The sequence below is a fragment of the Sorangium sp. So ce836 genome, assembly GCF_028553905.1.
Taxonomy (GTDB): Bacteria; Myxococcota_A; Polyangia; order Polyangiales; family Polyangiaceae; genus Sorangium; species Sorangium cellulosum_D.
Genome location: NZ_CP102233.1, coordinates 10,106,894 through 10,128,397, shown reverse-complemented (window position 1 = coordinate 10,128,397; position 21,504 = coordinate 10,106,894). Strand labels below are relative to the sequence as shown.

The window sequence follows — 21,504 nt, the reverse complement described above, 5'->3', positions numbered from 1 at the left end:
AACCCGCCTCTGTTCCCGCTGTCGTGTCGATGGGGACGCCCGCGAGCGCAGGGTGGGGGCGGAGGGGGGTCGCCATCGCACGTCCTGTTCATTACGCAGAGCGGGATGGCCCGCAGCGGACCCCCTGCCGTCTTCGACGCGGAGCGCGCGGGTTCAGCCCGGTCGACGCGGGCCGGCGAGCGCGCGGCGCTGGCCCCGCCGGCCGCCGACGATGCCGCCGGCCCGCTGTCCCGCGCGGGCGAGCTGGAGGTAAGGGTGAGGGCGCTGGAGTCGCTCCTGTGCGCCGGGGTGCCCTTCATGGTGGCGGGGGCGTATGCCTTCTTTGCGTACACCGGCATCTTCCGGGACACGAAGGATCTCGACGTGATGCTGGACGAGCGGGAGGTGCCGGCGGCGTTCAGGGCGCTCGAGCGGGCCGGCTTCGAGACGGCGCTGCTCGACCCGCGGTGGATCGGGAAGGCGTATGCCGGCGATCGCTTCATCGATCTCATCTTCTCGTCGAGCAACGGCCTGGCCGTGGTGGACGGCGGCTGGTTCGAGCACGCGCGCCCGGCGACGATCCTGGGGCACTCCTGTTTGATCGCGCCGGTCGAGGAGATCATCTTCACGAAGGCGTTCGTGGACGAGCGGGAGCGGTACGACGGGGCCGACGTGAACCACCTCATCTACGCGTGCGGCGACGAGATGGACTGGGAGCGGCTCCTCGACCGGTTCGGCCCGCACTGGGAGGTCCTGTTCGCGCACGCCACGCTGTACCGCTTCGTCTATCCCGGCGCGCGGAGCCGGGTGCCCGAGTGGCTCGTCGCGGAGCTCTGCCGGCGCACGCTGGAGCAGTCGCGGGCCGGCGACGCGCCGCTCCGGGTCTGCCGGGGGAACCTGATCAGCCGGCGGCAGTACGCGCACGATTACGAGAAGCTCGGGCTCGTGGCTGCGCCCGCCGGTCCCGCGCCCGAGCCCGAGGTGGCGCTGGGGTCGCCGTGCCGGAATCGCCGGCGGTCCGGGGCGGCGCGGCGGCGCGTCGGCAACAAGGGGGCGCAGGTCCGCGAGGGGGCGCCGGGCGGCGCGGATCGTCTTGGGGCGGAGGTCGAGGCGGCGCGGCTCCGCAAGCCGGGGTCATGAGCGCCGTCGCCGGGGGCAGCGGGGATCACGGCAAGCGGCGCGTCGCGGCGGCCTCGGACCTGCATTGCCGGCCGGAGCACGCCGGCAGGATGCGCGAGCTCGTGAGGGCGGTGAACGCGGAGGCCGAGCTGCTCGTCCTGTGCGGCGATCTCACCGATCGCGGCCACCCCGAGGAGGCGAAGGTGCTGGCCGACGCGCTCTCCGGGCTGTCGGTGCCGTGCGCCGCCGTGCTCGGCAACCACGATCTCGACCGCGGCGCTGCCGCCGAGGTCACGCGGCTGCTCGGCGACGCGGGCGTCGAGGTGCTCGACGGGGATCACCTGATCCTGCGCGACGACATCGGGGTTGCGGGCGTGAAGGGGTTCATGGGCGGGTTCGGGAGCGCGACGCTGCAGGCGTTCGGCGAGGGCCCGCTCAAGGCCTTCGTCCAGGAGGCCGTGACCGAGGCGCTGAAGCTCGAGGCTGCGCTGTCGCAGCTCGACAGCGACAAGCGGATCGTGATCATGCATTACACGCCGATCCCGGAGACGACGGTCGGCGAGAACGTGGAGATAAGGCCTTTCCTTGGGACGAGCCGGCTGGTCGCGCCGATCGATCTGTACGGCGCCGACGTGGTGTTCCACGGCCACGCGCACCACGGGGCGCTCGAGGGGCGCACGCCGAGGGGGACGCCGGTCTACAACGTGGCCATGCCGCTGCTCAGGAAGCTCACCGGGCGGTCGTTTCTCGTGCTCGAGGTGTGAGGGCGCGGGCCGGATGGAGTCTCCTGCGGGGTCCTCATGACGAAGCGACGAGCGCAGCGGGAGCACCGGATCGGCGTCATCTCGGACACGCACGGCCTGGTGCGCCCGGAGGCGCTGGCCGCGCTCGCGGGCTCGGAGCTGATCCTGCACGCGGGGGACGTCGGCGGCCCCGAGGTGCTCGCGGCGCTCGCGGCGCTCGCGCCCGTGACGGCGGTGCGCGGCAACAACGACCGAGGGCGCTGGGCGGACGGCCTGCCGGAGCGGGCGACGGTGCGGGTAGCGGACGCGACGCTGTTCGTGCTGCACGACGTCAAGGAGCTCGGCCCGGGCGCCGGCGCGGCGGGGTACGCGGCGGTGGTGGCGGGGCACTCGCACCGGCCGGCGATCCTGGAGCAGGACGGCGTGCTCTTCCTCAACCCCGGGAGCGCGGGGCCGCGCCGCTTCAAGCTGCCGCTGTCGGTCGCCCGGCTGATCGTGCGGGGCGCCGCGGTGACGGCCGAGATTGTGCCGCTCGCGATCACGGCGTCCTAGGGACGCCGGCCTCCGTGCTTCTGCAGGAAGTCCCGGATCGCGCCGAAGTACGCCGGCGCGAAGAGGAGGATATCGTTGTGCCCTGCGCCATTGATGAGGCAGAGCTCTTTCTTTTCGTGCGGGACGGCCGCGTGGTTCTCGCGCGCGTGGAACGGCGGGAGCAGGCTGTCGTGCGCGCCGTGCAGGGAGAGAACGGGGATCTGGACGCGCTTCAGGAGCTCCGGGTTGGAGAAGCGGCGGTGTGCCTCGTCGCGCAGGTCGCCGAGCTCGATGTCGAACAGGGCGAGGAGGTGCCGGACGTCGCTGAAGCCGCTCTCGAGGATCAGCGCCCGGTAGGCGCTGCCGCGCTCGCTGGCGATGCGCGACGCGGGCGAGCTGCCGAGCGAGCGGCCGAAGAGCAGCGGCTCGGGCGGCCGGTCGAGGCCTCTGGCGCGGCTCGTCTCGGCGAGCTCCCGCTCGAAGAAGTCGGCGACCTTCGCGGGATCGTCGTGGAGCGAGCGCAGCGTCGGCCGGCCTCCGCTCCAGCCGTAGCCACGGTAATCGACGATGAAGAGGTTGAGCCCGATGTCCCGCCACATCTCGGCGATGTCGTCGTAATCGGGGACGGTCTCGCCGTTTCCGTGGAAGGCGAGCACGGTCGGGTTCTGCGGGTCGGCGAGGTGCCATCGCGCCCCGACGGTCACCCCGGGGGCGACGGGGATGTCGTAATCCGTCGCGCTGGCGGGCGGGGGCGTGTTCACCTGCCTGGGATAGAAGACGCCGGCAGAGCGAGGGTTCGCTTCGAGCGCGCGAAGGAGCTCGTCGAGCTGGTTATCGGGGTCGTTCGTCGGCATGGCTCACCGTTCTGTCGAGTTGGCGTGGGCAGTGGGCGCGCAGGATACGTCGTGTCGGGACAGGAAGGTACCTGGGATGGACGCCCGCGAGCGGGTCGGGGCGGCAGGGAGGCGGGGCGCGCGGCGCGATGGTGGCTTACGCGGTCGCGATGACGCCTTGCACCGCGGGCTCGCCGTACTCGGCGCCGCCGGTGCGCACGACGACGTTCGGGACGATCTCCGCCACGTCGGCGCCGTGGGTGTGGCCGTAGAGCAACCGCCCGACGTGCCGGGGCTACGGCCCGACGGTCATGATGGCGCTGGCCGGGCGCTTCCTTCCGCAGGAGCGCTAGCCTGAGTGGGTCCTCACTGCCGATTTGACAGTGCGCGGCGCAGCCAAAAACGCGCCGAGCGGGCTCCTTCCCCCCCGACGCGCGGTGGTCGTCGAATCAGCGGTGAGGAATTGCTTGGACGCAAGCTCGTTCCTGTTGTTAAATGGCTTAGCGCGGTTCAGATGCTGAATTTTGATGAGCATCTTTCGATTCGTTACATCAGGACATCGTTGAATATTGCCCATTTGAAGAAATGTTGATAGACTATCGCGGATCGTTGAATTCCTGCGGGTTGTCACTGACTGCATTGGTGCCGGCGGAGTTGATGATGAAGCGCCAGCACGGGCCGAAGGTCTAGCCTAGGGTCACCGTACGTCGATTCTCAGCAAGGAAACCTTGTAGCTCGTTCGCCGCAAGATCCTTGCTGCGTTTGCGAGGTTGAGCTGGCTCAGGAACGGGAGAGATGCGGGCCAGGCGGCCGTGCGCTTGCCGCGAATCCGGCGGCCTCGGCGTGGGCAGCGCCGGTCGCTGCGCCGCACGGCTTTGGGTTGGCGATGGGTGGAGCGTTCTGAGCGAAGCTCGGCGCGCTCGAGGATGCCCAGGATCGCCGGCGGGGCGAGCGCGCGGGTGCCCTCAACCGGGCGGCTCAGCCGCGCGAGCGGCCTTTACACGTCGCCGTCCACCGGCGCCGCAGGCTGCTCGACCGGCTTCTTGTCTGCGGGTTGCTCGACCGGCTTCTTGCGCCGGCCGATCGCGAAGAAGTCGACCGCCGGCAGCGGCTGCTGCTGCGGGTCCCGAGCTCGGGTGGCATCACGGCGACAGCCCGCCGGTCCCGTCCTCCGCCAGCGATGCCGCGAGCGCGCAGCGCGTGAGACCGGCCCTCTGGGCCTCCTCGCGCAGCATGGCGCCCTGTTCTGCGGCCCCCTTCACGCTGAGCATCGTGCGGAGCTCGATCCCATCGGGGTTGGTCACGTGCTCCGCGATCCACGCCGACCGCATCTGCCCGACGCTGATCGGATCGCCTTCTGCATCGAGCCCGGCTCTCCCGTCGACGTCGCACATCATCGCGACGGCTTCGGGGAACGTCTGCCCGGCGGGGGCTTTTGTCTTGGCTTCCGGGGCCGGACCGCAGGCGAGGAGGAGCACGGGGAAAAGGCGACAGGGGCGCATGCCGCCTTGGACAAGAGACGAAGCTGAGGCTTGGCAACGCTCGCCTCGCCCCGGAGGATGGCCGCTGCCCGCGCCGGGCAGAGCTCGAGACCTCGCTCCCGTGGCCTCCCGCCGGCTACTCTTCGCTGTCCTCGTCCACCACCGGCACGAGCTCGATGTCGATCTCCTGAGGAACGAAGTCCTCGCATTCGTCGCTCACGACGGGCGTGAGCGTCTGCTCGAAATCCTCGTAGCCTGTCCCCGAGATCTCCACCCGGGTCACCCCCGCGGTCCACAGCTCGCAGACGAGCTCCTCCAGCGCTTCAGGGGGAGGCTTCGCGCGATCGACGGCGCACACCACGTTGGCCTCGTCGAGCGTCTTCCAGGTGCTCGGGTCGTCTAGGACGAAGGTCGGTTCCTCGGCTGCGCTCCACGCGACGTGAACGGCGGTGTCCGGCGGGACGGGGGCGCCCCTCGCGCGCACGGCGATGGTGAACATCGCCTGTCGCGGCCCCATCGGGCAGCCGTCGGCGCCGCCCATGCCCGAGCCGCCGGCCCCGCCGCCCCCCGGGGCCTTGCAGGCGCCCACGGAGGCGGCGAGCGCGAGCGCCGCCGCGGCGAGCGCCGCGAAGGCCGTGAACGATAGGGCTCGACTTGGCGCGAGGGGAAGGCGTGCAGCCACGAAGGCGACAGGGTAGGGGGGCGACGCTGGCAAATCCAGCGAGAGCAGGTTTTGTACAGGACGCTCGTCCGAGCCCCGCGCCCCCGGGCCGCGCCGCGGGCGCTCTCCAGCTCAGCCCTGGGCCTTGAGCTCCGCGATGTCCTTGAGGAGCGCCTGCTCGTGCCCCTCGGGCTTCACCTTCTGGTACGTCTTCCGCAGCACGCCCTGCGGATCGACGACGAAGGTCGTCCGGTCCCAGTAGAAGTTGCCCTTCCACTCGCTCTGCCCGACGCCCGCGGCCTTGAGGAGCTCGTGCTTCGTGTCGGCGAGCAGATCGATGGTGAACGAGAACTTGTCGCAGAAGCTCTTGTGCGACGCGACGTCGTCCTCGCTCACGCCGACCACCGCGACGTTGGCCTTGTCGAAGTCCTCCTTGGAGGCCGTGAACGACTTGCCCTGGATGGTGCAACCCGGCGTGTCGTCCTTCGGATAGAAATAGACGACGAGCCATTTGCCCGCGAAGTCCTCGAGCTTCACGGTCCTGCCGTCCTGGTTCGGCAGCGCGAAGCGCGGGAACGGCTTTCCAATCTCGACGCTCATCTTCTCTTTGCCTTTGGCTGTGGGCCGGAGGACGGCGCCTCCTGGCCGGTGACGGTCGTGTTGTGGTGGAGCGGCGCGGCCCGGGCAATCCTCTCGTTGCCCGCGCCGGCTCAGCGCGGGATGAGCCCGCGGAACCAGGCCGCCACCGACGAGGAGGACTCGTCCTGGTGGAGCGACTCCGGCCCTTCCAGCTCGTCGGCGAGCCCGCCGAGCGGCCCATCGCTGCGCGGGGGCGGCGAGCTCGAGTGGGTCTGCCCGTGGAGCAGGCTCGTGGACCCGTCCAGGGTGGGCAGCAGGTTGAGGCCGCTGCCGCTCGAGGTCGGCTCCTTCGTGAGCGACTTGAACTCGAGGAGCATCATGTCGATGAGCTCGGCGATCTTCTGCGTCCCGTCGACCGCCCGCGCCGGCCCGCCCTTGGCGCGCTCCACGAGCTCGGCCACGTCGTCCTCGCTCACCGGGCGGCCGAAGCGGTAGAGGAAGCGGGTGAGGTCGCGCCCGAGCTCGCGCGCGGTGTGGTAGCGGGCCGCCGGATCGCGGGCGAGCGCGCGGCGGATGATCTGCTCCAGCTCGCGCGGCACCTCGCCGTTGATCTGCTGGAGCGAGGGGACCACCGCGTCGCGCACGAGCCGCACCGTGATGTAGTCGGAGTCGCCGAGGAAGAGCCGGCGCCCGGCGAGCATCTCCCAGAGGATGATCCCGAGCGCGAAGATGTCGACGCGCTGGTCGACGCCCTGCTCGAGCACCGTCTCCGGCGCCAGGTAGCCGAACTTCCCCTTGATGATGCCCGCGTCGCTCTCGGCGAGCTGGCTCGACGCCTTCGCGAGCCCGAAGTCCACGATCTTCACCTCGCCGTAGCGGGTGATGAGCACGTTCGCCGGGGTGATGTCCCGGTGCACGATCTGGAGCGGCTTTCCGTCCGCGGTCGCGAGGTCGTGCGCGTAGGCGAGGCCCTGGCACATCTTCGCGGCCATGAACGCGGCGACCTCGACGCTCATCGGCCGGCCCACCTTCTTCTGGTGCTCGAGGAGGGCCCGGAGGTCGGCGCCGTCGACGTACTCCATGACGATGAAGTACGTCCCGTCGCCGACGCCGATGTCGAACACCGACACGACGTTCGAGTGCGAGAGGTGCGCCGAGAGGCGCGCCTCGTCGAGGAACATCGCGATGAACTGCTCCTTCTTGCTGAGCTGCGGCAAGACGCGCTTGATCGCGACCTGCTTCTTGAACCCCTCGATCCCCGCGCTCTCGGCGACGAAGACCTCCGCCATGCCGCCGGAGGCGAGGCGCTTGATGACCCGGTACCGCTGCTGCTCGGACATGCCCTGTCTGTCGTCCTCCCGTCCCGTCTCGTGTGCCCAGTCTAGCGGCTCGGGGCCGGCGGCGGATGAAATCCATGCGGCGCCGCTCGCGCGCCCCGGGTCACCGGAACGTGGCGAGCGCCGCGACCGCCGCGAAGGAGAGCCCGACGAGCGCGGCGAGCGCGAGCACCGACAGGATCGGCTCCGCCCGGACGGTGGCGAGCAGCCGGCCGCGATCTTCCCTGGACAGCGGCGCCCCGTCGGTTCCGTCCTCCCCCTCGCCGCCCGACGCTGCGGCGAGGTGCGCGGCGAGGCGCCGCCGCGCGGTCCGGGCGCGGAGCGCGAGCAGGAGCATCTCGGCGACCCCGGCGGCGCCGAGCACCAGGAGGCCAGCGCGCCGCGCCCGCGAGGCGCGGGCCCGCTCGCGCGCCTCGGCCGCCGGCACCCCGTCCGCGAGCAGCGCCACGCGCCGCGGCGCGACCGGGCTCGCGGCGGGCGAGAGCGGCCAGGCGACCGTGCCCGCGCCCCGCTCGTACGGGTCGCTCGCGACGACCGCCCATCCCGCGGCGCCGGGCGGCTGCCCGTCCGGGAGCGCCAGCGTCCCCGAGAAGAAGCCTCCGCCATCGGCCGCGAGCGGGACCACCGCCCCGAGCAGGCGGCCGTGCGCGCCTCCGATCGAGACGTAGGCGTGCGGCTTCGGCGCCGGCGAGGTGAGCCGGAGCTCTGGCCGCTCGCCCGCGAGGCCGGCCGGGTCGAGCCAGATCGCGCCTGGGATCACGGGCAGCCTCCCTTCCCAGGCGCCGCCCGCGCCCCGCGCCCCGGGCGGCGCGCTCCCGGGGCGCGCCGCGCGCAGCGTGAGCTCGACGTTGTGCGCCAGCGGCCTGATCGTGAGCTCCGCGGCGCCCCGCGCGTCGGCGGTGATCTGCGCCGGCCCGCTGCCCTGCTCCCCGAGATCCGCCCCGACGGCGCTCGCCTCCACGCGCGCCCCTGGCACGGGCGCTCCGTCCTCCGTCTCGACCGTGACGCGCACCGGCTCCGGGAACGGTGCCGCCATGGCGCCCCGCGCGACCGTGACCCGGAGGCGGAGCTCCCCCTGCGCCGCGCCGGGCAGCGGGCTCGCGTCCGCCGCGCCGGGCAGCGCGCTCGCGTCCGCCGTGGGGAGCGGGGGCGAGAGCGGCACCTCCTGCTCCAGGAGCGCGTCGCCGCCCCGCAGGATCCGCACAACGACCGGCGCCTTCAGCCCGCCGCCTGCGCGCAGCAGCGCTTCGCCGATTCCGTCCTTTCCGGTCGAGCCGCTCCATCCCGCGAGCGGCGCCCCCGCGGACGTCGCGCTCACCTCGATCTCCGGCAGCGCCGCCGGATCGTCGGCGCCGTGGAGCCGGCGCACCCCTTCGATGCGGAGCGCGAGCGCCTCGCTCCCGGCGACCGGGGCGCCCCACACCCGCACGCCGGTGGCCATGCGCTGCGCTCCTGGTCCCAGGAACACGAGCGCGGCGAGCCCGATGCTGAGCGCGGGCAGGACGTAGGTCGCCGCGTCGGGCATCGATCTCATGGTCGTCCCAGCATACCTCTCCGTCCCTGCGGCGCGGGCGAGCCTCGGGTCAGGCTGGCTGCTCGTGCGGAGCGCTGGTGGCTTGCCGAGCCCCTTTGCGTCCGGGCGTCTCCTCCGATAGGAAGCCGCCGATGGCAGCCGACAGACCGGTGAAGCGCAAGCGCAAGGGCTCGGGGTCCACGGGGCAGGGGGACGAGGTGCTGCTGCGGCAGCGCACCGATCCGCGGAGCGAGCGTCGTTTCGAGCCCAAGGCGTCGCTCGAGCTCGCCCTCACCTTGCTCGGCATGTCCGTCGCGGCGCTCCTCGCCGGCGCGGGCGTTTACGGCCAGTGGTTCCGGGGCGAGGAGGCGGGTGCGCACCCTGCTGCCCCGTACCTGCTCGTCGGTGCGCTCCTCCTCGGCGCGGCGGCGGGCCTGTTCGGTCAGTGGTCGATGAAGCCCGTCCGCGTCGGCGACGCCGGCGTGGCGCTCGAGAACGGCCCTGGCGAGATCGAGCGCATCGGCTGGAACGAGGTCACCGGCCTGCTGCTGACGGAGTCGGCGCTCACGGTCCAGGGTGGCGGCACCGTGATCGCCATCCCGCTGCGCGCGCATCTCCCTGCGGCCTCTCGCGTCCTTGCGGAGGCGAGGAAGCGCATCCCCGGCCGCGTCGCCGACATCAAGGAGGACGCCCTGCCTGCTCCCGACGACGCTGCCGGCGAGGTCCGCCCGCTGGAGCCGCCCCAGGTGGCCGGCCTTCACTGCAAGGCCACGGACAAGCTCATCGCCTTCGAGGCCGACGCCCGCCTGTGCGGCCGCTGCGGCGAGCTCTACCACAAGGACGGCGTCCCCTCCCGCTGCACGACTTGCGAGGCCCCGCTGCGCTGAGCGGCGGTCGCCCGCCGCGCGACGAACAGCCTCGCCTCGGGCCGGGCGGCTCGGCACTCCGCCCCCATGCGCCGCCGCCGACCCTCAGAGCCCGAAGCGCGCCGCGTTCTCCCGGAGGAACGCGATGTACACGTCGGCCTCCTGGTGCGACGTCACCTCGCCCGCGTCGACCGCCTGCTCCAGCGCCCGCTTGATCTCGCCCACCCGACGCGACGGCGGCAGCCCGAACGCCTTCATGATGGCGTCGCCGATGCCGCTCGGCAGCGGCGGCACCACCGCGTCCTCGGCCTGGACCTGCAGCACCCGCTCGGCCAGGTCGTTGATCTGCTTCAGCCCCTTCCGCTTCTTCTCGGGCCGCTTCGTCGTGATGTCCGCCCGCGACAGGTCGAGCACGTCGTTCAGGCAGCCGCCCATCTCCTTCGCGAAGCGCCGCACCGCGCTGTCGGTCCACGACGGGTCGTACTGGCTCGCCCGCAGGTGGTGCAGGATCAGGAAGCGGATGCTGCCCTTCAGAGACTCTTCCTTCGAGAACAGCGGCAGCCGCCGGTCGATCTTGTCGAACATGCGCGCGCCGACCTCGGCGTGACCGAAGAAATGGACCTCCCCCGTCGGCGAGATGGTCCGCGTCCTCGTCTTGCCGATGTCATGGAGCAGCGCCGCCCAGCGGACCTCGAGCCTCGGCACCGCCTGACGCACCACCTGCTTCGTGTGCTTCCACACGTCCTTGTGGCGCCACTCGCCGTCGCCGAACCCCACCATCGCCTCGACCTCGGGCAGCATCGTCGCCAGGGCGCCCGACTCGAGCAGGGCGTCGAGCCCGGCCTCGGCGTCGTCGCTCATCATGATCCGGTCGAGCAGCTTGCGGACGTCGGGCAGGTAGATCGCCGCCGCCGCCTTGAAGTCGGCGGGGCGCCCCGAGATCACCCTGGTCGAGGGGCGTGGCTCGGCGGCCGCCTCGGGCTGCGCGGGCTCGGCCCTCTCTGCTCGCTGAACGGCCCACTCGAGCGCCTCCATGGCCCGCTTCGGGCTCGCTTCCTGGGTGAGAATCTCCTGCACGCTGTCCTTCCACACTTTCGAGGTTACGGGATCGCCCGGGGCGCGCCGGTCGCGCGGCCCGCACGGGGGTCCGCCGGTTTAGAGCCAGCCGGTACTCCGCGCAATGGTTCGTCGCTCGGCGCCGGTTCGTCGCGCGTCGCGCCGGAGCGCGCAGGTCCGACGGAGACGGCGCGTCAGGTGCGGAGGAGCCTGCCCACGTGGTCCCGCTCCCACGCGAGGGAGCGCTCGTAGTCGCGGAAGAGCCGCTCGCGGGCGAGGAACTGGGGCGGATGGAGCATCCGGCGCCCGTTGCCGTGGCTCGCGGGCATCACGTGGTGGAGCATCTCGTGGTAGATGACGTAGGAGATGAAGTAGCGGGGGACCCAGGGCCGGTCGAGCACCGGGTGGATGCGGATCAGCCGCTCCACCGCCGAGTAGCTCCCGAGCTTGATGGTGCGCCGCGGCTTCCGCGCCTTGGTCCGCTTGCCCCAGGTGATCAGCGCGTCGACCACGCCGCCGAAGTACGTGTGGTTCACCTTCTGGAACAGGGTCAGCAGATCGTGCGTCCGCCCCTGCGTCGAGAGCGGCGTGCTCACCGGCCGGCTCGCCCGGATGCGATGACCGTTCTCGTCGATGTACTGGCCGACGAGGAGCGACGCGGCCCGGTCCTGGTTCACCACGTACCGGACGAGCGCATCCTGAACGACCGCCGGCGCGTCCAGGAACATGTGATGGACGCGCGCCTGCAGGATCCCCTCCCGCAGCGACGAGGAGATCATCTGCCGGTAGTTGTCGGTCACCGAGAGGAGCACCGGCCGCTTCTGGGCCAGCTCCAGGCGCCGGACGAGCGCCTGGCGCGCCCCCTCGTGCACGTAGATCTGCGGCTGGCCCGACGGCAGGTCGATGTCGATCGGATGGTGGCGGGGGTCCGGCACCCGGACGACGGCCCGAGAGACGCGCGGCCACAAGGAAGAGGGTGCTGCACCCTTCCCACCGCTGCGCGACAGACGGCCTGGAGGGGGTTGAGCGAAGGGGAAGACCATCTGTCCCGCCATCTCAATCCTCCTTATTTGGGCGTATTCTCGGGTGGGATCCTTGTCAAGCGAGCGGCCGAAATCATCGAAATCATTCGGATTTGTGATTACGTAAGCAGGGGGCCGGCACCGCCTGCGGGGGTGCGGCAGGCGCCCCGGCCGCCGCTCGCCCACAATCGGGATTTCCACCGCAAATTCATGGACTTGCCTGGGCCGCCGCGGCGCGCCGCGGGGCTGCTCCGGTCGACCCGGCTCGGGCCGCGCCGCCTTCCGCCTCGGACGCGTGCGTCTGCTCCCGCTCCATCGCGATGACCCGGCACGCGCACGGCGCGTCCTCGCTAGGCGAGCGCGCGCGGGTCGAGGATCCGCGCCACGCGCCAGCGGTGCTGCGCGTGCGGCGCCGGGTCGGGCTCGAGGGCGACGATCAGGGCCGTGGTGAAGCCGGGGAGGGCCAGGCCGGGCGCGCCCCGGCCGGACGCGTCGATGAGCGTCCGGACGAGGTGCTCCACGTTCGGCTGGTGCCCGACCAGGAGCGCGTCGGCCCCGCCTCGGGCGAGCGCGGCGACGAGCGCGAGCGGGAGATCGGCGTCGACCGAGAGCTCGTCCCGGACCTCGACCTCCGGCGCGCCGCAGCGGGGCGCCGCGATCTCGGCGGTCTCGCGGGCGCGCGCCAGGGGGCTCGCGAGCACCCGCGAGAGCGGCGCGCCGCCCCGGATGCGGTGGAGCTCGATCGCGACCCGCTCGACGCGGTCGCGGCCCTCGGGGGTGAGCCTCCGGTCCGCGTCCCGTCCGCTCGCCGCTCGGTCCTCCGCCGGGCCGTGCCGCATCACGTAGAGGTGCATGGCGGTCGCGGCCCGCGTCAGTTCGTCTTGCCCGGGGCGCGCCGGGTGTCCTGGCCGGACGGGCCCGCTTCGCCGCGACCCTTCGCCTGTGCGGGGGGCTCGGCCGCGGCCGCTCCGCCCTTCGGGCCGGCGGCCGCGGCGCCGTTCGCCGCGGCGCCCGCGCCGGCGCGGGAGATGCCGTGCTTCGCGAGGACCATCGACTCGATCTTATCGAGCACCGGCGGGTGCTGCTCGAGATAGGAGCGGGCGTTCTCCCGGCCCTGGCCGATGCGCTCGCCTTGGAACGAGAACCAGGAGCCGCTCTTCTCGATGATGCTCGCCTCGGTCGCGAGGTCGATGACGTCGCCGCTGTGGCTGATGCCCTGGCCGTAGAGGATGTCGAACTCCACCTCGCGGAAGGGGGGCGCCATCTTGTTCTTCACGACCTTGACGCGGGTCCGGTTGCCCACGACCGCCGGCTCCTTGCCGCCCGCGGCCGCCTCCTTGATGGCGCCGATGCGGCGGATGTCGAGCCGGACCGAGGCGTAGAACTTGAGGGCGTTGCCGCCGCTCGTCGTCTCGGGGCTGCCGAACATGACGCCGATCTTCATGCGGATCTGGTTGATGAACATCAGCAGGCACTGCGAGCGGGAGGTCGTCCCGGTCAGCTTGCGGAGCGCCTGGCTCATCAGCCGGGCCTGGAGGCCGACGTGGCTGTCGCCCATGTCGCCCTCGATCTCCGCCTTGGGGACGAGCGCGGCGACGGAGTCGACGACGATGATGTCGACGGCGTTCGAGCGGACCAGCATGTCGGCGATCTCGAGCGCCTGCTCGCCGTAGTCGGGCTGCGAGATGAGCAGCTCGTCGGTCTTCACGCCGAGCTTCTTGGCGTAGTTCACGTCGAGGGCGTGCTCGGCGTCGATGAACGCCGCCGTCCCGCCCGCCCGCTGGATGGCCGCGATGGCGTGGAGGGTGAGGGTCGTCTTGCCGCTCGACTCCGGCCCGTAGATCTCGACGATGCGGCCGCGCGGGTAGCCGCCGATGCCGAGGGCGATGTCCAGGCCGAGCGAGCCGCTCGGCACGGCCGCGACCTCGTCGTGCAGCGTCTGCCCGTCCTTGAGGCGCATGATCGCCCCTTTGCCGTACTCCTTCTCGACGCTCGCGATCGCGAGCTCCAGGGCGGCAGACTTCTGCTTGGTGTTCTTCTCGTCGCTCATGCGTACCTCGGGGCGGGGGGCCGAAGGGAGGGGGAGACCGAAGGGGATCACGCTGCCGGATCCCCGACGTGCGGGGCAACAGTTTCCGGCAGCTTTACTGTCCGGTTGTTCAGGAAGCAAGACCCCCGCACCCCGGATAGGACCGAAAACGTCCGCGCGCCGGCCCGGCCGGGCCGGGCCGGACGGCCGTCGCGCGCGGCCGCCGCGCCGGGCGCCGCGACAGCCTCGCGCCCGGTCGGACCGACGCCGGACAGGGCGAGGACGTCGCGGTCGGAAGGGCCGTTTCCCGGCTGCCGTGGAGTCTCACAACCCGGGCAACAATCGTGATCGTCGCACACCGGGAACGCTGGCGGACTCTTCATGTGTGGGCCACACCTTCCACGTGGGGGGCGGGGGCCGCTTTTTCCCGGGGTTTTCCCTGGGCCGGTACGAGTTCGTCCTGCGGGTGGCCGCAGGCGAGACGGGGGAGGTCTGGGCGGGTCGGCTCAGGCGCGAGCACGGGTTTCAGAAGCTCTTTGCCATCAAGGTGCTTCACCCCGAGCTCTCGCCCGACCCCGACGCCGTGCGGATGTTCCTGGAGGAAGCCGCGCTCGCGGCGCGCATCCGGCACCCGAACGTGGTGCCCGTCGTGGATCTCGGCGAGGAGGGCGGCACCCTCTTCTATGTCATGGAATGGGTCAGCGGCGAGCCCCTCTCGGCGGTGCTGCGCGCCGCGCGCCGGCGCCCGGCGCCGGTGCTCGCCGCGGCCCGGCTGGCGTACCAGATCTGCGCGGCGCTCGACGCGGCGCACGAGCTCCGGGACGAGGTCGGAAACCCCCGGGAGCTCCTCCACTACGACGTCTCGCCCGACAACGTCCTGATCACGTCCGAGGGGCTCGTCCGCCTGGTCGATTTCGGTATCGCGAGGTTCGAGGAGGAGCGGCTGTCGGAGCGCCGGCCTTCGCTCCGGGGCGACGGCGGGCGCGCCTTCGCCGCGGCGGCGGGCGGCGAGGGGGGCGCGCTCCTGTTCAGGAGCAGCGCGCCGTACATGGCGCCGGAGCACATCCGGGGGCAGCCGTGCGACCGGCGGGCCGATCTCTTCGGGGTGGGGGTGCTGCTCTACGAGCTCCTCTCGGGCGCGCACCCCTTCCAGGCCGACGACAGCGAGAGCACGATGACCCACATCGCGAGCGAGCGGCCCGCCGCGCCGCTGTCGTCGCGCGCCGTCCCGTCCCGCCGCGGGTTCGCCGAGCGGCTGAGCGCGGCGCCGCCGCCCGAGCCGATCCCGCCCGCGCTCGATCGCCTCGTCTCCGAGGCGCTCGCCAAGTCGCCCACCGCGCGCACGGCGACGGCCGCGCAGCTGATGCGCGCGCTCGAGGAGGCGGTGCCGGGCGCCGCGCACCCGGGCAACGACGCGCTGGTCGCCGCCTGGATCGGGCAGGTGCTCGGGAACGCGTCCCACCTCCGCACGCAGCAGCTGCGCGCCGCGCTCGAGTCGCTCGATCCGGGGGGCGGCGCGGCCGACGAGGCGGAGCCGCTGCCCGCCTGGCGGCGGTGGGCGCAGGCGGCGTGGGCGTTCGGGGCCGCGGTCCTCGGGGTCGCGCTCGCCGGGACCACGGCGGTGAGGGACAGCCCGCTCCCGCCGGCCTCGTTCGCCGCGCCGGCCGGGCCGCGCGCGGACAGCGCCGCGAGCAGCCTCGGCGCGCCCCCGCGCCGCCGAGGCGCGGCGACCACGCCGCACCGGAGATGAGCCGGCGCCGGCGCGAGGTCCCGCGCCGCCGAGGGAGCGGGGCCGCGCGCGTCAGGGGTCGACGGTGCCCTCGAGGATCGCGCGCGGGCCGTCGATGAGCATGAAGGTCGCTTCCTCCTCGCCGACCCTGGCGAAGAGGGCGTCGATGCCGCCGCGGACGTCGGCGACGTCCCTTTCGGCGTGGGCGTCGCTGCACGCGGCGTAGTAGTAGCCCTCCTCGAGCAGCTGCTCCGCGGCGCGGCGGGGGGTGCGCCCGTACTTGCCGGTGAGGGCCGCGACGTCGAGGAGGAGGACGGCGCCGGCGTCGAGGAGCGGATCCAGCGAGGAGCAGTCGTCGAAGACGGGCTCGTAGCGCTCCGGGTGGGCGATGACGGGGCGGAGCTTGCGGCGGCTGAGGTCGAAGAGCCGCTCGGCGACGCGGACGGGGAAGCTCCGGGTCGGGAGCTCGACGAGCGCCGCGCGGCCGCCAGGGTAGGGGAGGGCGCTGCCGTCGAGGAGGCGCTGGAAGACGATGTCATCGAAGAAGTGCTCCGACGAGAGGTCGAGCGCGGGCAGGCCGCGCGCGTCGTCGGCGCGGCGCAGCGCGGCGCACGTCGCGTCGTAGGCGGCGCGGAGGCTCTGCCGGGTGTTGTCGAACATCCCGGGGCGCATGTGCGGCGTGGCCACCACGGTGTCGAACCCGGCGCCGCGGAGCGCGGTGAGGAGGGCGAAGCTCTCCTCGACGGTGCGGGCGCCGTCGTCGATGCCGGCGACCCAGTGGCAGTGGAGATCGATGAAGCCGCGCATCGTGCGCTCGAACTTAGCAAAGTTGGCCGCCCTCGTGCGCTGCGACCATCCTTCGCGTGGAGGAGGTGTTCGTGTCGCTCTCGTTATCGAACCAGCAGCTTGTGCAGGAGCCCGGGTCGAATGGCGGTGCAGGGGGCCAGCGCGGCGACCAGCAGGGGAGCCGCGCGGAGCGGCCCGAAGGCCGAGGCGCGCTCTCGGCCGAGGGGGACGCGGCGGCCGCCGGGGAGGGGGCTCCCGCCTCCGAGCGGCGGCGCCGCCGCAGCGACGACCCGATCACCGCGCTGCACTATCAGCTCTCGACGACGCGCTCGGAGGCGAACCTGGACGTCGTGGTCCTCGTGGACGACAGCGGCTGCCTGGTCGCCGGGGCGGGCGCGTGGCCCGCGTGCGAGGAGCTCGCCGCGTACGCCCCGCTCCTCGCCAACCCGGACGCCGTCCAGAGCGCCGCGGTCGGCTCGCGCATCGCCGCGCTCACCGCGGAGGTCGAGGTGCAGAGCCTCGCCGTGGCGGGCGGGGAGGTGCTGCTCTGCGGCCGCGGCGGCACGGCGGAGCGCGGCGCCTCCATCGCCCGGGCCGCCGCCGGGTGCCTGCGCATCCTCCGCGCCGCAGCCTGAGCGCTGCGTTCACCGCGGGCCGAGCGGTCGTCCGGCCGCAGCCGGAGCGCTCGCCGCGCGGCCGGACGAGCGCTCGCGCCCCCCCGGTTCGTGCTACAAGGGGCCGCGACCTCAGGTCGCGCGCCATGCCCGGCCCGCTCGCACCCCCTCGAAACACCCCGCCCGCCGCCCACGCACCCCTCCGGGCGGACGACGCCGGCCTGGCCCCGCTGCTCGCCTCCCGCAGGGTGATCCTCTGCGTCGGCTGCGGCGGCGTCGGCAAGACGACCACCACCGCGGCGCTCGGCCTCGCCGCGGCTCGCCGGGGCAAGCGCGTGCTGTGCCTGACGATCGACCCGGCGCGCCGCCTCTCCCAGAGCCTCGGGCTCGAGGAGATGAAGACCGAGGCGCAGACGATCGAGCCGGCCCGGTTCGCCAGGGCGGGGATCGACGTGCCCGGCTCGATGACGGTGATGATGCTCGACACGAAGTCGACGTTCGACAGCCTCGTCGCCTCGCTCGCCCCGTCGCCCGAGCAGCGCGACCGGATCCTCGGCAACGTCCTCTACAAGTACATCTCCACGTCGCTCGCGGGCACGCAGGAGTACATGGCGATGGAGAAGCTCTACGCCGTGAGGAGCGACCCGAGCTACGACCTCGTCCTGCTCGACACGCCGCCCACGGCGAACGCGCTGGATTTCCTCGACGCGCCCGAGCGGCTCGTCGGCGCCATCGACAGCGCGGCGACGCGCTGGTTCGTGCAGGCCTTCCAGAGCTCCGGCAAGCTGTCGCTCAACCTGCTGGCGCGGTCGACCGCGGCGGTGCTGCGCGGCATCGGCAAGCTGACCGGCAGCGGCTTCCTCGAGCAGATCGCGGCGTTCATCAGCGAGATGAACGCGGTCTTCGGCGGCTGGAAGCAGCGGGCGGACGCGGTGGCGTCGGCGCTGCGCGGCCCCGACGTGGCCTACGTGCTCGTCACGACGCCCGATCCGCTCTGCGTGCGCGAGGTGCTGTTCTTCGCCGATCGCCTGCGCGAGCAGGACATGCGGCGCGACGCGTTCGTCGTGAACCGGGTCCACCCGGTGTACGGCGCCCTCCCCGGCGCCGCCGAGATCGCCGCCGCGCTCGACGGGAGCGACCTCGCGCTCGGCCCCGGCGCGGCGGCGCGCCTGCTGCAGGCCGCCGAGGACGAGACCCGCATGGGCAAGCTCGATCAGCTGAACCTGATCGCCCTCGAGGCGGCGCTGGAAGACGAGCAGACCGGCGGCAGCGTCCGCGTCGACGTGCCGGCGTTCCCGTACGACATCTACGACGTGGCCGGCCTCGCGAGGATCGCCGACGTGCTGGCGCCGCTGCCCGGGGCGGCGGGGTAGCCGGCCGCTTCCATCGAGGTGCGGCGCGTGCTGCGGTGCGGCAGCGCACGCCGCGGTCGGCGCGCACGTGCCGCGGCGGCGGCGCGGACGCCCGCGCCGCCCGCGGCCCTGCGGCGATGGCTAGCTGCGGCGGCGGCGCTCCTTGTACTTCACCCGGACCGGCACGCCCTCGAGACCGAACGCCTGCCGGAGCTGGTTCGACACGTAGCGCCGGTAGCTGAAGTGGAGCTTCTCGGGGTCGCTCGCGACGACGACGAACAGCGGCGGCGACGTCTCGGCCTGCGTGACGAAGAACAGCCGGGGCGCGCGCCCGCCGTGCGTGGGAGGCGGGTGCGTGAGGAGGATCTGCTCGAAGAAGCGGTTGAGCTCCCCGGTGGGCACGCGCTTCCGGTAGGCGTCGGCCACCTGGCCCACCGTCTCGAGGAGCTTCGCCACGCCGCGCCCGCTGCGCGCGCTCACGTGCACGATCGGCGCCCACGGCACGAACGCGAGCTTGTCGCGGGCGTCCTGCTCCGCCTTCGCGAGCGCCTTCCGGTCGAGGAGATCGATCTTGTTCAGGCCGATCACGATGCCGCACCCCCGGTCGACCGCGAGGCCGAGGATCTTCGCGTCCTGCTCGGCCACGCCCTCGGCGGCGTCGCAGAGCAGGAGCACGACCTCGGCCCGCTCCATCGCGCGGATCGCGTGCATCACGCTGACCGCCTCGACGGCGCTGTCCTCCTTCGTCACCTTCGACTTGCGCCGGATGCCGGCCGTGTCGATGAGCAAGAACCGCTTGCCGTCGCGCTCGGCCAGGGTGTCGATCGGATCGCGCGTCGTACCCGGCTGCGCGTCGACGAGCATCCGCTCCTCTCCCGCGACGCGGTTGACGAGCGACGACTTCCCCGCGTTCGGGCGCCCGACGATGGCGATGCGGAGCGCCCCCTCGGCCGACTCCTCGGGCGCCGCGGGCTCCTTGGGGAGCGCGGCCTCGATGGCCATCTCCAGATCCGAGATGCCGCGGCCGTGGAGGGCGCTGATCGGGATGAGCCGATCCATCCCGAGGCGGTACAGCTCCGCCGCCTCGGCCTCGGCGCGCGGCGAGTCCGCCTTGTTGGCGACGTAGATCACGGGCTTGCCCGCGCGGCGCAGGAGGCCGAGCTCGGCGTGCTCGGACGGCGTGACCGGCGTCACGGCGTCGAGCACGCACACGATCACGTCGGCCTCGGCGATGGCGAGATCGATCTGCCGCTTGATCCCCTGCCGCATGGGGTCGTCGCTCTCGGGGTCGAACCCGCCCGTGTCGACGAGCGTGAAGCGCCGTCCCCGCGAGGTGACGTCGCCGTAGTGGCGATCGCGGGTCACCCCGGGCTCGTCGTGCACGATAGCGACGCGCTTGCCGACCAGCCGGTTGAACAGCGTGCTCTTGCCGGTGTTGGGCCGCCCGACCAGCGCCACGATCCCGGCCGAGGGCGGCGGGGCAGGCGCGCCGGCCGCGGCGTCCTCGGCGGCCGCGAGGGCCTCGTCGGCGAGCTCCGCCGCGAGCTCGTCCCTGTCCTCCGTCGGATCGTGGCTGCTCTGCTCGAAGGCATTGCGCCCCTTGCTCAGCCCCGAGCCGCTGCCCTTCTTCGCGCCCGCTGCGGCCTTGCCGGATGCGGCAGCGGCCTTGCGGGGCACGGCAGCGGCCTTGCGGGGCACGGCAGCGGCCTTGCGGGGCGCGGCGGCCTTGCCGGGCGCCGCAGCGGCCTTGCCGGGCGCGCTCTTTCTGGAGGCGACCGCGCTCTTGCCGGAGGCGGCAGCGCCCTCCCTGGGAGCGACGCCGCCCCTCTTCTCGGGGCGAACGCCCGTCTTCGTCGCCCGGCCACCGCCGGCGGCGGCGGCCTGGCCGCGCCTGGTCCCCTTGGAAAGAGCTGGTTTCGCCGCGCTCACGAGGTCTCTCCCTTGTTGTAACCGAGCTCTTCCAGCCTCTGGAGCGACTCGCGCCACTCCGGCGTCACCCGCACCCAGAGCTTGAGGTTCACCTGCCGGCCGACGAGCTCCTCGATCCGGAGCCGGGCCTCCGTGCCGATCCGCTTGAGCTGCTCCGCGCCGGCGCCGATCAAGATCTTCTTCTGCCCGGGCCGCTCCACATGGATCGTCGCGTCGATGTGCAGCGCGCCGTCGCCCGTCGGCTCGACGTAGCGCTCGATCTGCACGGCGCTGGCGTGCGGCACCTCGGCCTTCGTCGCGCGGAGGATCTGCTCGCGCACGTACTCGGCGGCGAAGAAGCGCGTGGGCCTGTCGGTGAGCTCATCGGGCGCGAAGCCCCAGGCCCGCTCGGGGCACAGCTTCGCCACCTCGTCCAGCACGCGCTGGACGCCGTCCTCGCGCAGCGCCGAGATGGGGACGATCGCCGCGAACTCCCGGATCTTCGCGAACGCGTCGAGGAGCGGCAAGAGCCGCGCCTTGTCCCGCACCCGGTCGACCTTGTTGAGGACGAACACCACCGGCGACTCGCTCCCGAGGTCCGCGAGCAGCGTGAGGTCGCCCGGGTGCGGCGCGAACGGCGGGCCGTCCTCGCCTTCCGTCGCGCGCCGCGGGAGGCGCGCAGGATCCGGGGCTTCGGTCACGAAGACGATGACGTCGGCGCTCCGCGCCGCCTCGCGCGCCGCCTGGTTCATCACGCGCCCGAGCTCGGTGCGCGGCCGGTGCAGCCCGGGCGTGTCGAGCAGCGCGATCTCCGCCGGGCCGTGGTGCACGACCCCGAGGATCGCGTCGCGCGTCGTCTGCGGCGTCGGCGAGACGATCGCGAGCGGGTGGCCGAGCGCCGCGTTGAGCAGCGTCGACTTCCCCACGTTCGGCCGCCCCACCAGGGCCACGCGCCCGGATCGCCGCGGCAGATCGAGAGACGCGTCGGCCTCCTCGCTCCGCCTCGGCTCGGCGCGCTTCCTTCGCTGCTGCTGCCCGCCGCCGAGCGCGCCCGCCGCGCGCTCCGGGAGCGGTCGACCCTTCGCTTCGCCCTCGGGGCGAGGCTCGCGCCCCGCCTGGCCGCGGGCTGCGCTGGAGGAGCGCGCCGCGGCGCCGCGGTTCTTCCTGGCGCCCCGCTCCGCATCCCCTGCCTTGGCAGCGCGCTCGGCGCCGCCCCGGTCCGCCGCGCCTCGCCTGCCAGCGCGCTCGGCGCCGCCCCGCTCCGCACCCCCCGCCTTGGCAGCGCGCTCGGCGCCGCCCCGGTCCGCCTCGCCTCGCCCGGCAGCGCGCTCGGCGCCGCCCCGGTCCGCCTCGCCTCGCCTGGCAG

Annotated in this window: 20 protein-coding genes; 7 read left to right on the top strand and 13 right to left on the bottom strand. The window is 73.0% G+C overall.

All coding sequences use genetic code 11. The features are described 5' to 3' along the window. Positions 1-105 precede the first annotated feature (105 nt). From NQZ70_RS36760 to NQZ70_RS36750, 3 genes are read left to right on the top strand one after another with little or no spacing between them, the layout of a single operon-like run. Positions 106-1,119 carry a hypothetical protein gene (locus tag NQZ70_RS36760; protein ID WP_129578396.1) on the top strand — a complete coding sequence of 338 codons (1,014 nt, stop codon included), beginning with the start codon at positions 106-108 and terminating at the stop codon, positions 1,117-1,119. Then, a complete protein-coding gene (locus NQZ70_RS36755; RefSeq protein WP_129578395.1) occupies positions 1,116-1,862 on the top strand; it encodes a metallophosphoesterase in 747 nt (248 codons plus the stop codon). The genes NQZ70_RS36760 and NQZ70_RS36755 overlap by 4 nt, the downstream gene beginning before the upstream one ends. A 36-nt stretch (positions 1,863-1,898) precedes the next feature. Further along, positions 1,899-2,393 carry a metallophosphoesterase family protein gene (locus NQZ70_RS36750; RefSeq protein ID WP_129578394.1) on the top strand — a complete coding sequence of 165 codons (495 nt, stop codon included), beginning with the start codon at positions 1,899-1,901 and terminating at the stop codon, positions 2,391-2,393. Here NQZ70_RS36750 and NQZ70_RS36745 read toward each other — a convergent pair. From NQZ70_RS36745 to NQZ70_RS36720, 6 genes are all read right to left on the bottom strand, one after another. Next, on the bottom strand, positions 2,390-3,226 hold the full coding sequence (locus tag NQZ70_RS36745; RefSeq protein WP_129578393.1) for an alpha/beta hydrolase: 837 nt from the start codon (positions 3,224-3,226) through the stop codon (positions 2,390-2,392). The two genes, NQZ70_RS36750 and NQZ70_RS36745, sit on opposite strands and share 4 nt — an antisense overlap. 1,121 nt (positions 3,227-4,347) lie before the next feature. Beyond that, the gene (locus NQZ70_RS36740; RefSeq protein WP_129578392.1) at positions 4,348-4,707 is read right to left on the bottom strand and encodes a hypothetical protein; all 360 of its coding nucleotides are present in this window, start codon (positions 4,705-4,707) and stop codon (positions 4,348-4,350) included. A gap of 115 nt (positions 4,708-4,822) precedes the next feature. After that, positions 4,823-5,368, bottom strand: a complete 546-nt coding sequence (locus NQZ70_RS36735) for a hypothetical protein (RefSeq protein WP_129578391.1) — start codon at positions 5,366-5,368, stop codon at positions 4,823-4,825. Between the two features lie 111 nt (positions 5,369-5,479). Further along, positions 5,480-5,947 carry a peroxiredoxin gene (locus NQZ70_RS36730; RefSeq protein WP_129578390.1) on the bottom strand — a complete coding sequence of 156 codons (468 nt, stop codon included), beginning with the start codon at positions 5,945-5,947 and terminating at the stop codon, positions 5,480-5,482. Between the two features lie 110 nt (positions 5,948-6,057). Next, a complete protein-coding gene (locus NQZ70_RS36725; RefSeq protein ID WP_165374350.1) occupies positions 6,058-7,266 on the bottom strand; it encodes a serine/threonine-protein kinase in 1,209 nt (402 codons plus the stop codon). Positions 7,267-7,366: 100 nt separating this feature from the next. Then, entirely contained in the window at positions 7,367-8,797 is a 1,431-nt protein-coding gene (locus NQZ70_RS36720) for a hypothetical protein (protein ID WP_165374349.1), read from the bottom strand. A gap of 131 nt (positions 8,798-8,928) precedes the next feature. On the opposite strand from NQZ70_RS36720, the gene NQZ70_RS36715 reads away from it, so the two are divergent. Next, positions 8,929-9,663, top strand: coding sequence for a hypothetical protein (locus NQZ70_RS36715; protein ID WP_129578388.1), 735 nt, complete (start codon positions 8,929-8,931; stop codon positions 9,661-9,663). 84 nt (positions 9,664-9,747) lie between these two features. Here the strand turns inward: NQZ70_RS36715 and NQZ70_RS36710 are convergent, their stop codons facing one another. The 4 genes from NQZ70_RS36710 to recA form a co-directional block, all read right to left on the bottom strand. Beyond that, on the bottom strand, positions 9,748-10,719 hold the full coding sequence (locus NQZ70_RS36710; protein WP_237244368.1) for an HDIG domain-containing metalloprotein: 972 nt from the start codon (positions 10,717-10,719) through the stop codon (positions 9,748-9,750). A gap of 173 nt (positions 10,720-10,892) precedes the next feature. Next, positions 10,893-11,633, bottom strand: coding sequence for a hypothetical protein (locus NQZ70_RS36705; protein WP_237244367.1), 741 nt, complete (start codon positions 11,631-11,633; stop codon positions 10,893-10,895). A 437-nt stretch (positions 11,634-12,070) separates the two neighbouring features. Beyond that, positions 12,071-12,574 carry a phosphohistidine phosphatase SixA gene (gene sixA, locus NQZ70_RS36700; protein ID WP_129578385.1) on the bottom strand — a complete coding sequence of 168 codons (504 nt, stop codon included), beginning with the start codon at positions 12,572-12,574 and terminating at the stop codon, positions 12,071-12,073. A gap of 17 nt (positions 12,575-12,591) precedes the next feature. Beyond that, positions 12,592-13,770 carry a recombinase RecA gene (gene recA, locus NQZ70_RS36695; RefSeq protein WP_129578384.1) on the bottom strand — a complete coding sequence of 393 codons (1,179 nt, stop codon included), beginning with the start codon at positions 13,768-13,770 and terminating at the stop codon, positions 12,592-12,594. A 364-nt stretch (positions 13,771-14,134) separates the two neighbouring features. Here recA and NQZ70_RS36690 point away from each other — a divergent pair, with 364 nt between their 5' ends. Next, entirely contained in the window at positions 14,135-15,499 is a 1,365-nt protein-coding gene (locus tag NQZ70_RS36690; RefSeq protein ID WP_165374348.1) for a serine/threonine-protein kinase, read from the top strand. A 51-nt stretch (positions 15,500-15,550) separates the two neighbouring features. On the opposite strand, the gene NQZ70_RS36685 is transcribed toward NQZ70_RS36690, so the two are convergent. Further along, the gene (locus NQZ70_RS36685) at positions 15,551-16,285 is read right to left on the bottom strand and encodes a tyrosine-protein phosphatase (protein WP_129578382.1); all 735 of its coding nucleotides are present in this window, start codon (positions 16,283-16,285) and stop codon (positions 15,551-15,553) included. A 71-nt stretch (positions 16,286-16,356) separates the two neighbouring features. Between NQZ70_RS36685 and NQZ70_RS36680 the strand changes: the two genes are divergently transcribed. After that, positions 16,357-16,899 carry a hypothetical protein gene (locus NQZ70_RS36680; RefSeq protein WP_237244366.1) on the top strand — a complete coding sequence of 181 codons (543 nt, stop codon included), beginning with the start codon at positions 16,357-16,359 and terminating at the stop codon, positions 16,897-16,899. Positions 16,900-17,024: 125 nt separating this feature from the next. Beyond that, complete coding sequence (locus NQZ70_RS36675; RefSeq protein ID WP_237244365.1) at positions 17,025-18,251, top strand: ArsA-related P-loop ATPase; 1,227 nt, start codon at positions 17,025-17,027, stop codon at positions 18,249-18,251. 120 nt (positions 18,252-18,371) lie between these two features. Here the strand turns inward: NQZ70_RS36675 and der are convergent, their stop codons facing one another. Next, positions 18,372-20,159 (bottom strand): ribosome biogenesis GTPase Der, encoded by a 1,788-nt coding sequence (der, locus tag NQZ70_RS36670; RefSeq protein WP_129578380.1) that lies wholly within the window; start codon positions 20,157-20,159, stop codon positions 18,372-18,374. Then, on the bottom strand, positions 20,156-21,088 hold the full coding sequence (era, locus tag NQZ70_RS36665; protein ID WP_207217584.1) for a GTPase Era: 933 nt from the start codon (positions 21,086-21,088) through the stop codon (positions 20,156-20,158). The genes der and era overlap by 4 nt, the downstream gene beginning before the upstream one ends. Positions 21,089-21,504: the final 416 nt, after the last annotated feature.

Bases quoted from the DNA above. Each gene is read 5' to 3' on its own strand.
- NQZ70_RS36730 (WP_129578390.1), bottom strand. From the start codon at position 5,947: ATGAGCGTCGAGATTGGAAAGCCGTTCCCGCGCTTCGCGCTGCCGAAC.
- NQZ70_RS36685 (WP_129578382.1), bottom strand. From the start codon at position 16,285: ATGCGCGGCTTCATCGATCTCCACTGCCACTGGGTCGCCGGCATCGAC.
- NQZ70_RS36740 (WP_129578392.1), bottom strand. From the start codon at position 4,707: ATGCGCCCCTGTCGCCTTTTCCCCGTGCTCCTCCTCGCCTGCGGTCCG.
- NQZ70_RS36715 (WP_129578388.1), top strand. From the start codon at position 8,929: ATGGCAGCCGACAGACCGGTGAAGCGCAAGCGCAAGGGCTCGGGGTCC.
- NQZ70_RS36725 (WP_165374350.1), bottom strand. From the start codon at position 7,266: ATGTCCGAGCAGCAGCGGTACCGGGTCATCAAGCGCCTCGCCTCCGGC.
- NQZ70_RS36750 (WP_129578394.1), top strand. From the start codon at position 1,899: ATGACGAAGCGACGAGCGCAGCGGGAGCACCGGATCGGCGTCATCTCG.
- NQZ70_RS36755 (WP_129578395.1), top strand. From the start codon at position 1,116: ATGAGCGCCGTCGCCGGGGGCAGCGGGGATCACGGCAAGCGGCGCGTC.
- NQZ70_RS36675 (WP_237244365.1), top strand. From the start codon at position 17,025: ATGCCCGGCCCGCTCGCACCCCCTCGAAACACCCCGCCCGCCGCCCAC.
- sixA (WP_129578385.1), bottom strand. From the start codon at position 12,574: ATGCACCTCTACGTGATGCGGCACGGCCCGGCGGAGGACCGAGCGGCG.
- NQZ70_RS36760 (WP_129578396.1), top strand. From the start codon at position 106: ATGGCCCGCAGCGGACCCCCTGCCGTCTTCGACGCGGAGCGCGCGGGT.
- NQZ70_RS36745 (WP_129578393.1), bottom strand. From the start codon at position 3,226: ATGCCGACGAACGACCCCGATAACCAGCTCGACGAGCTCCTTCGCGCG.
- recA (WP_129578384.1), bottom strand. From the start codon at position 13,770: ATGAGCGACGAGAAGAACACCAAGCAGAAGTCTGCCGCCCTGGAGCTC.
- NQZ70_RS36720 (WP_165374349.1), bottom strand. From the start codon at position 8,797: ATGAGATCGATGCCCGACGCGGCGACCTACGTCCTGCCCGCGCTCAGC.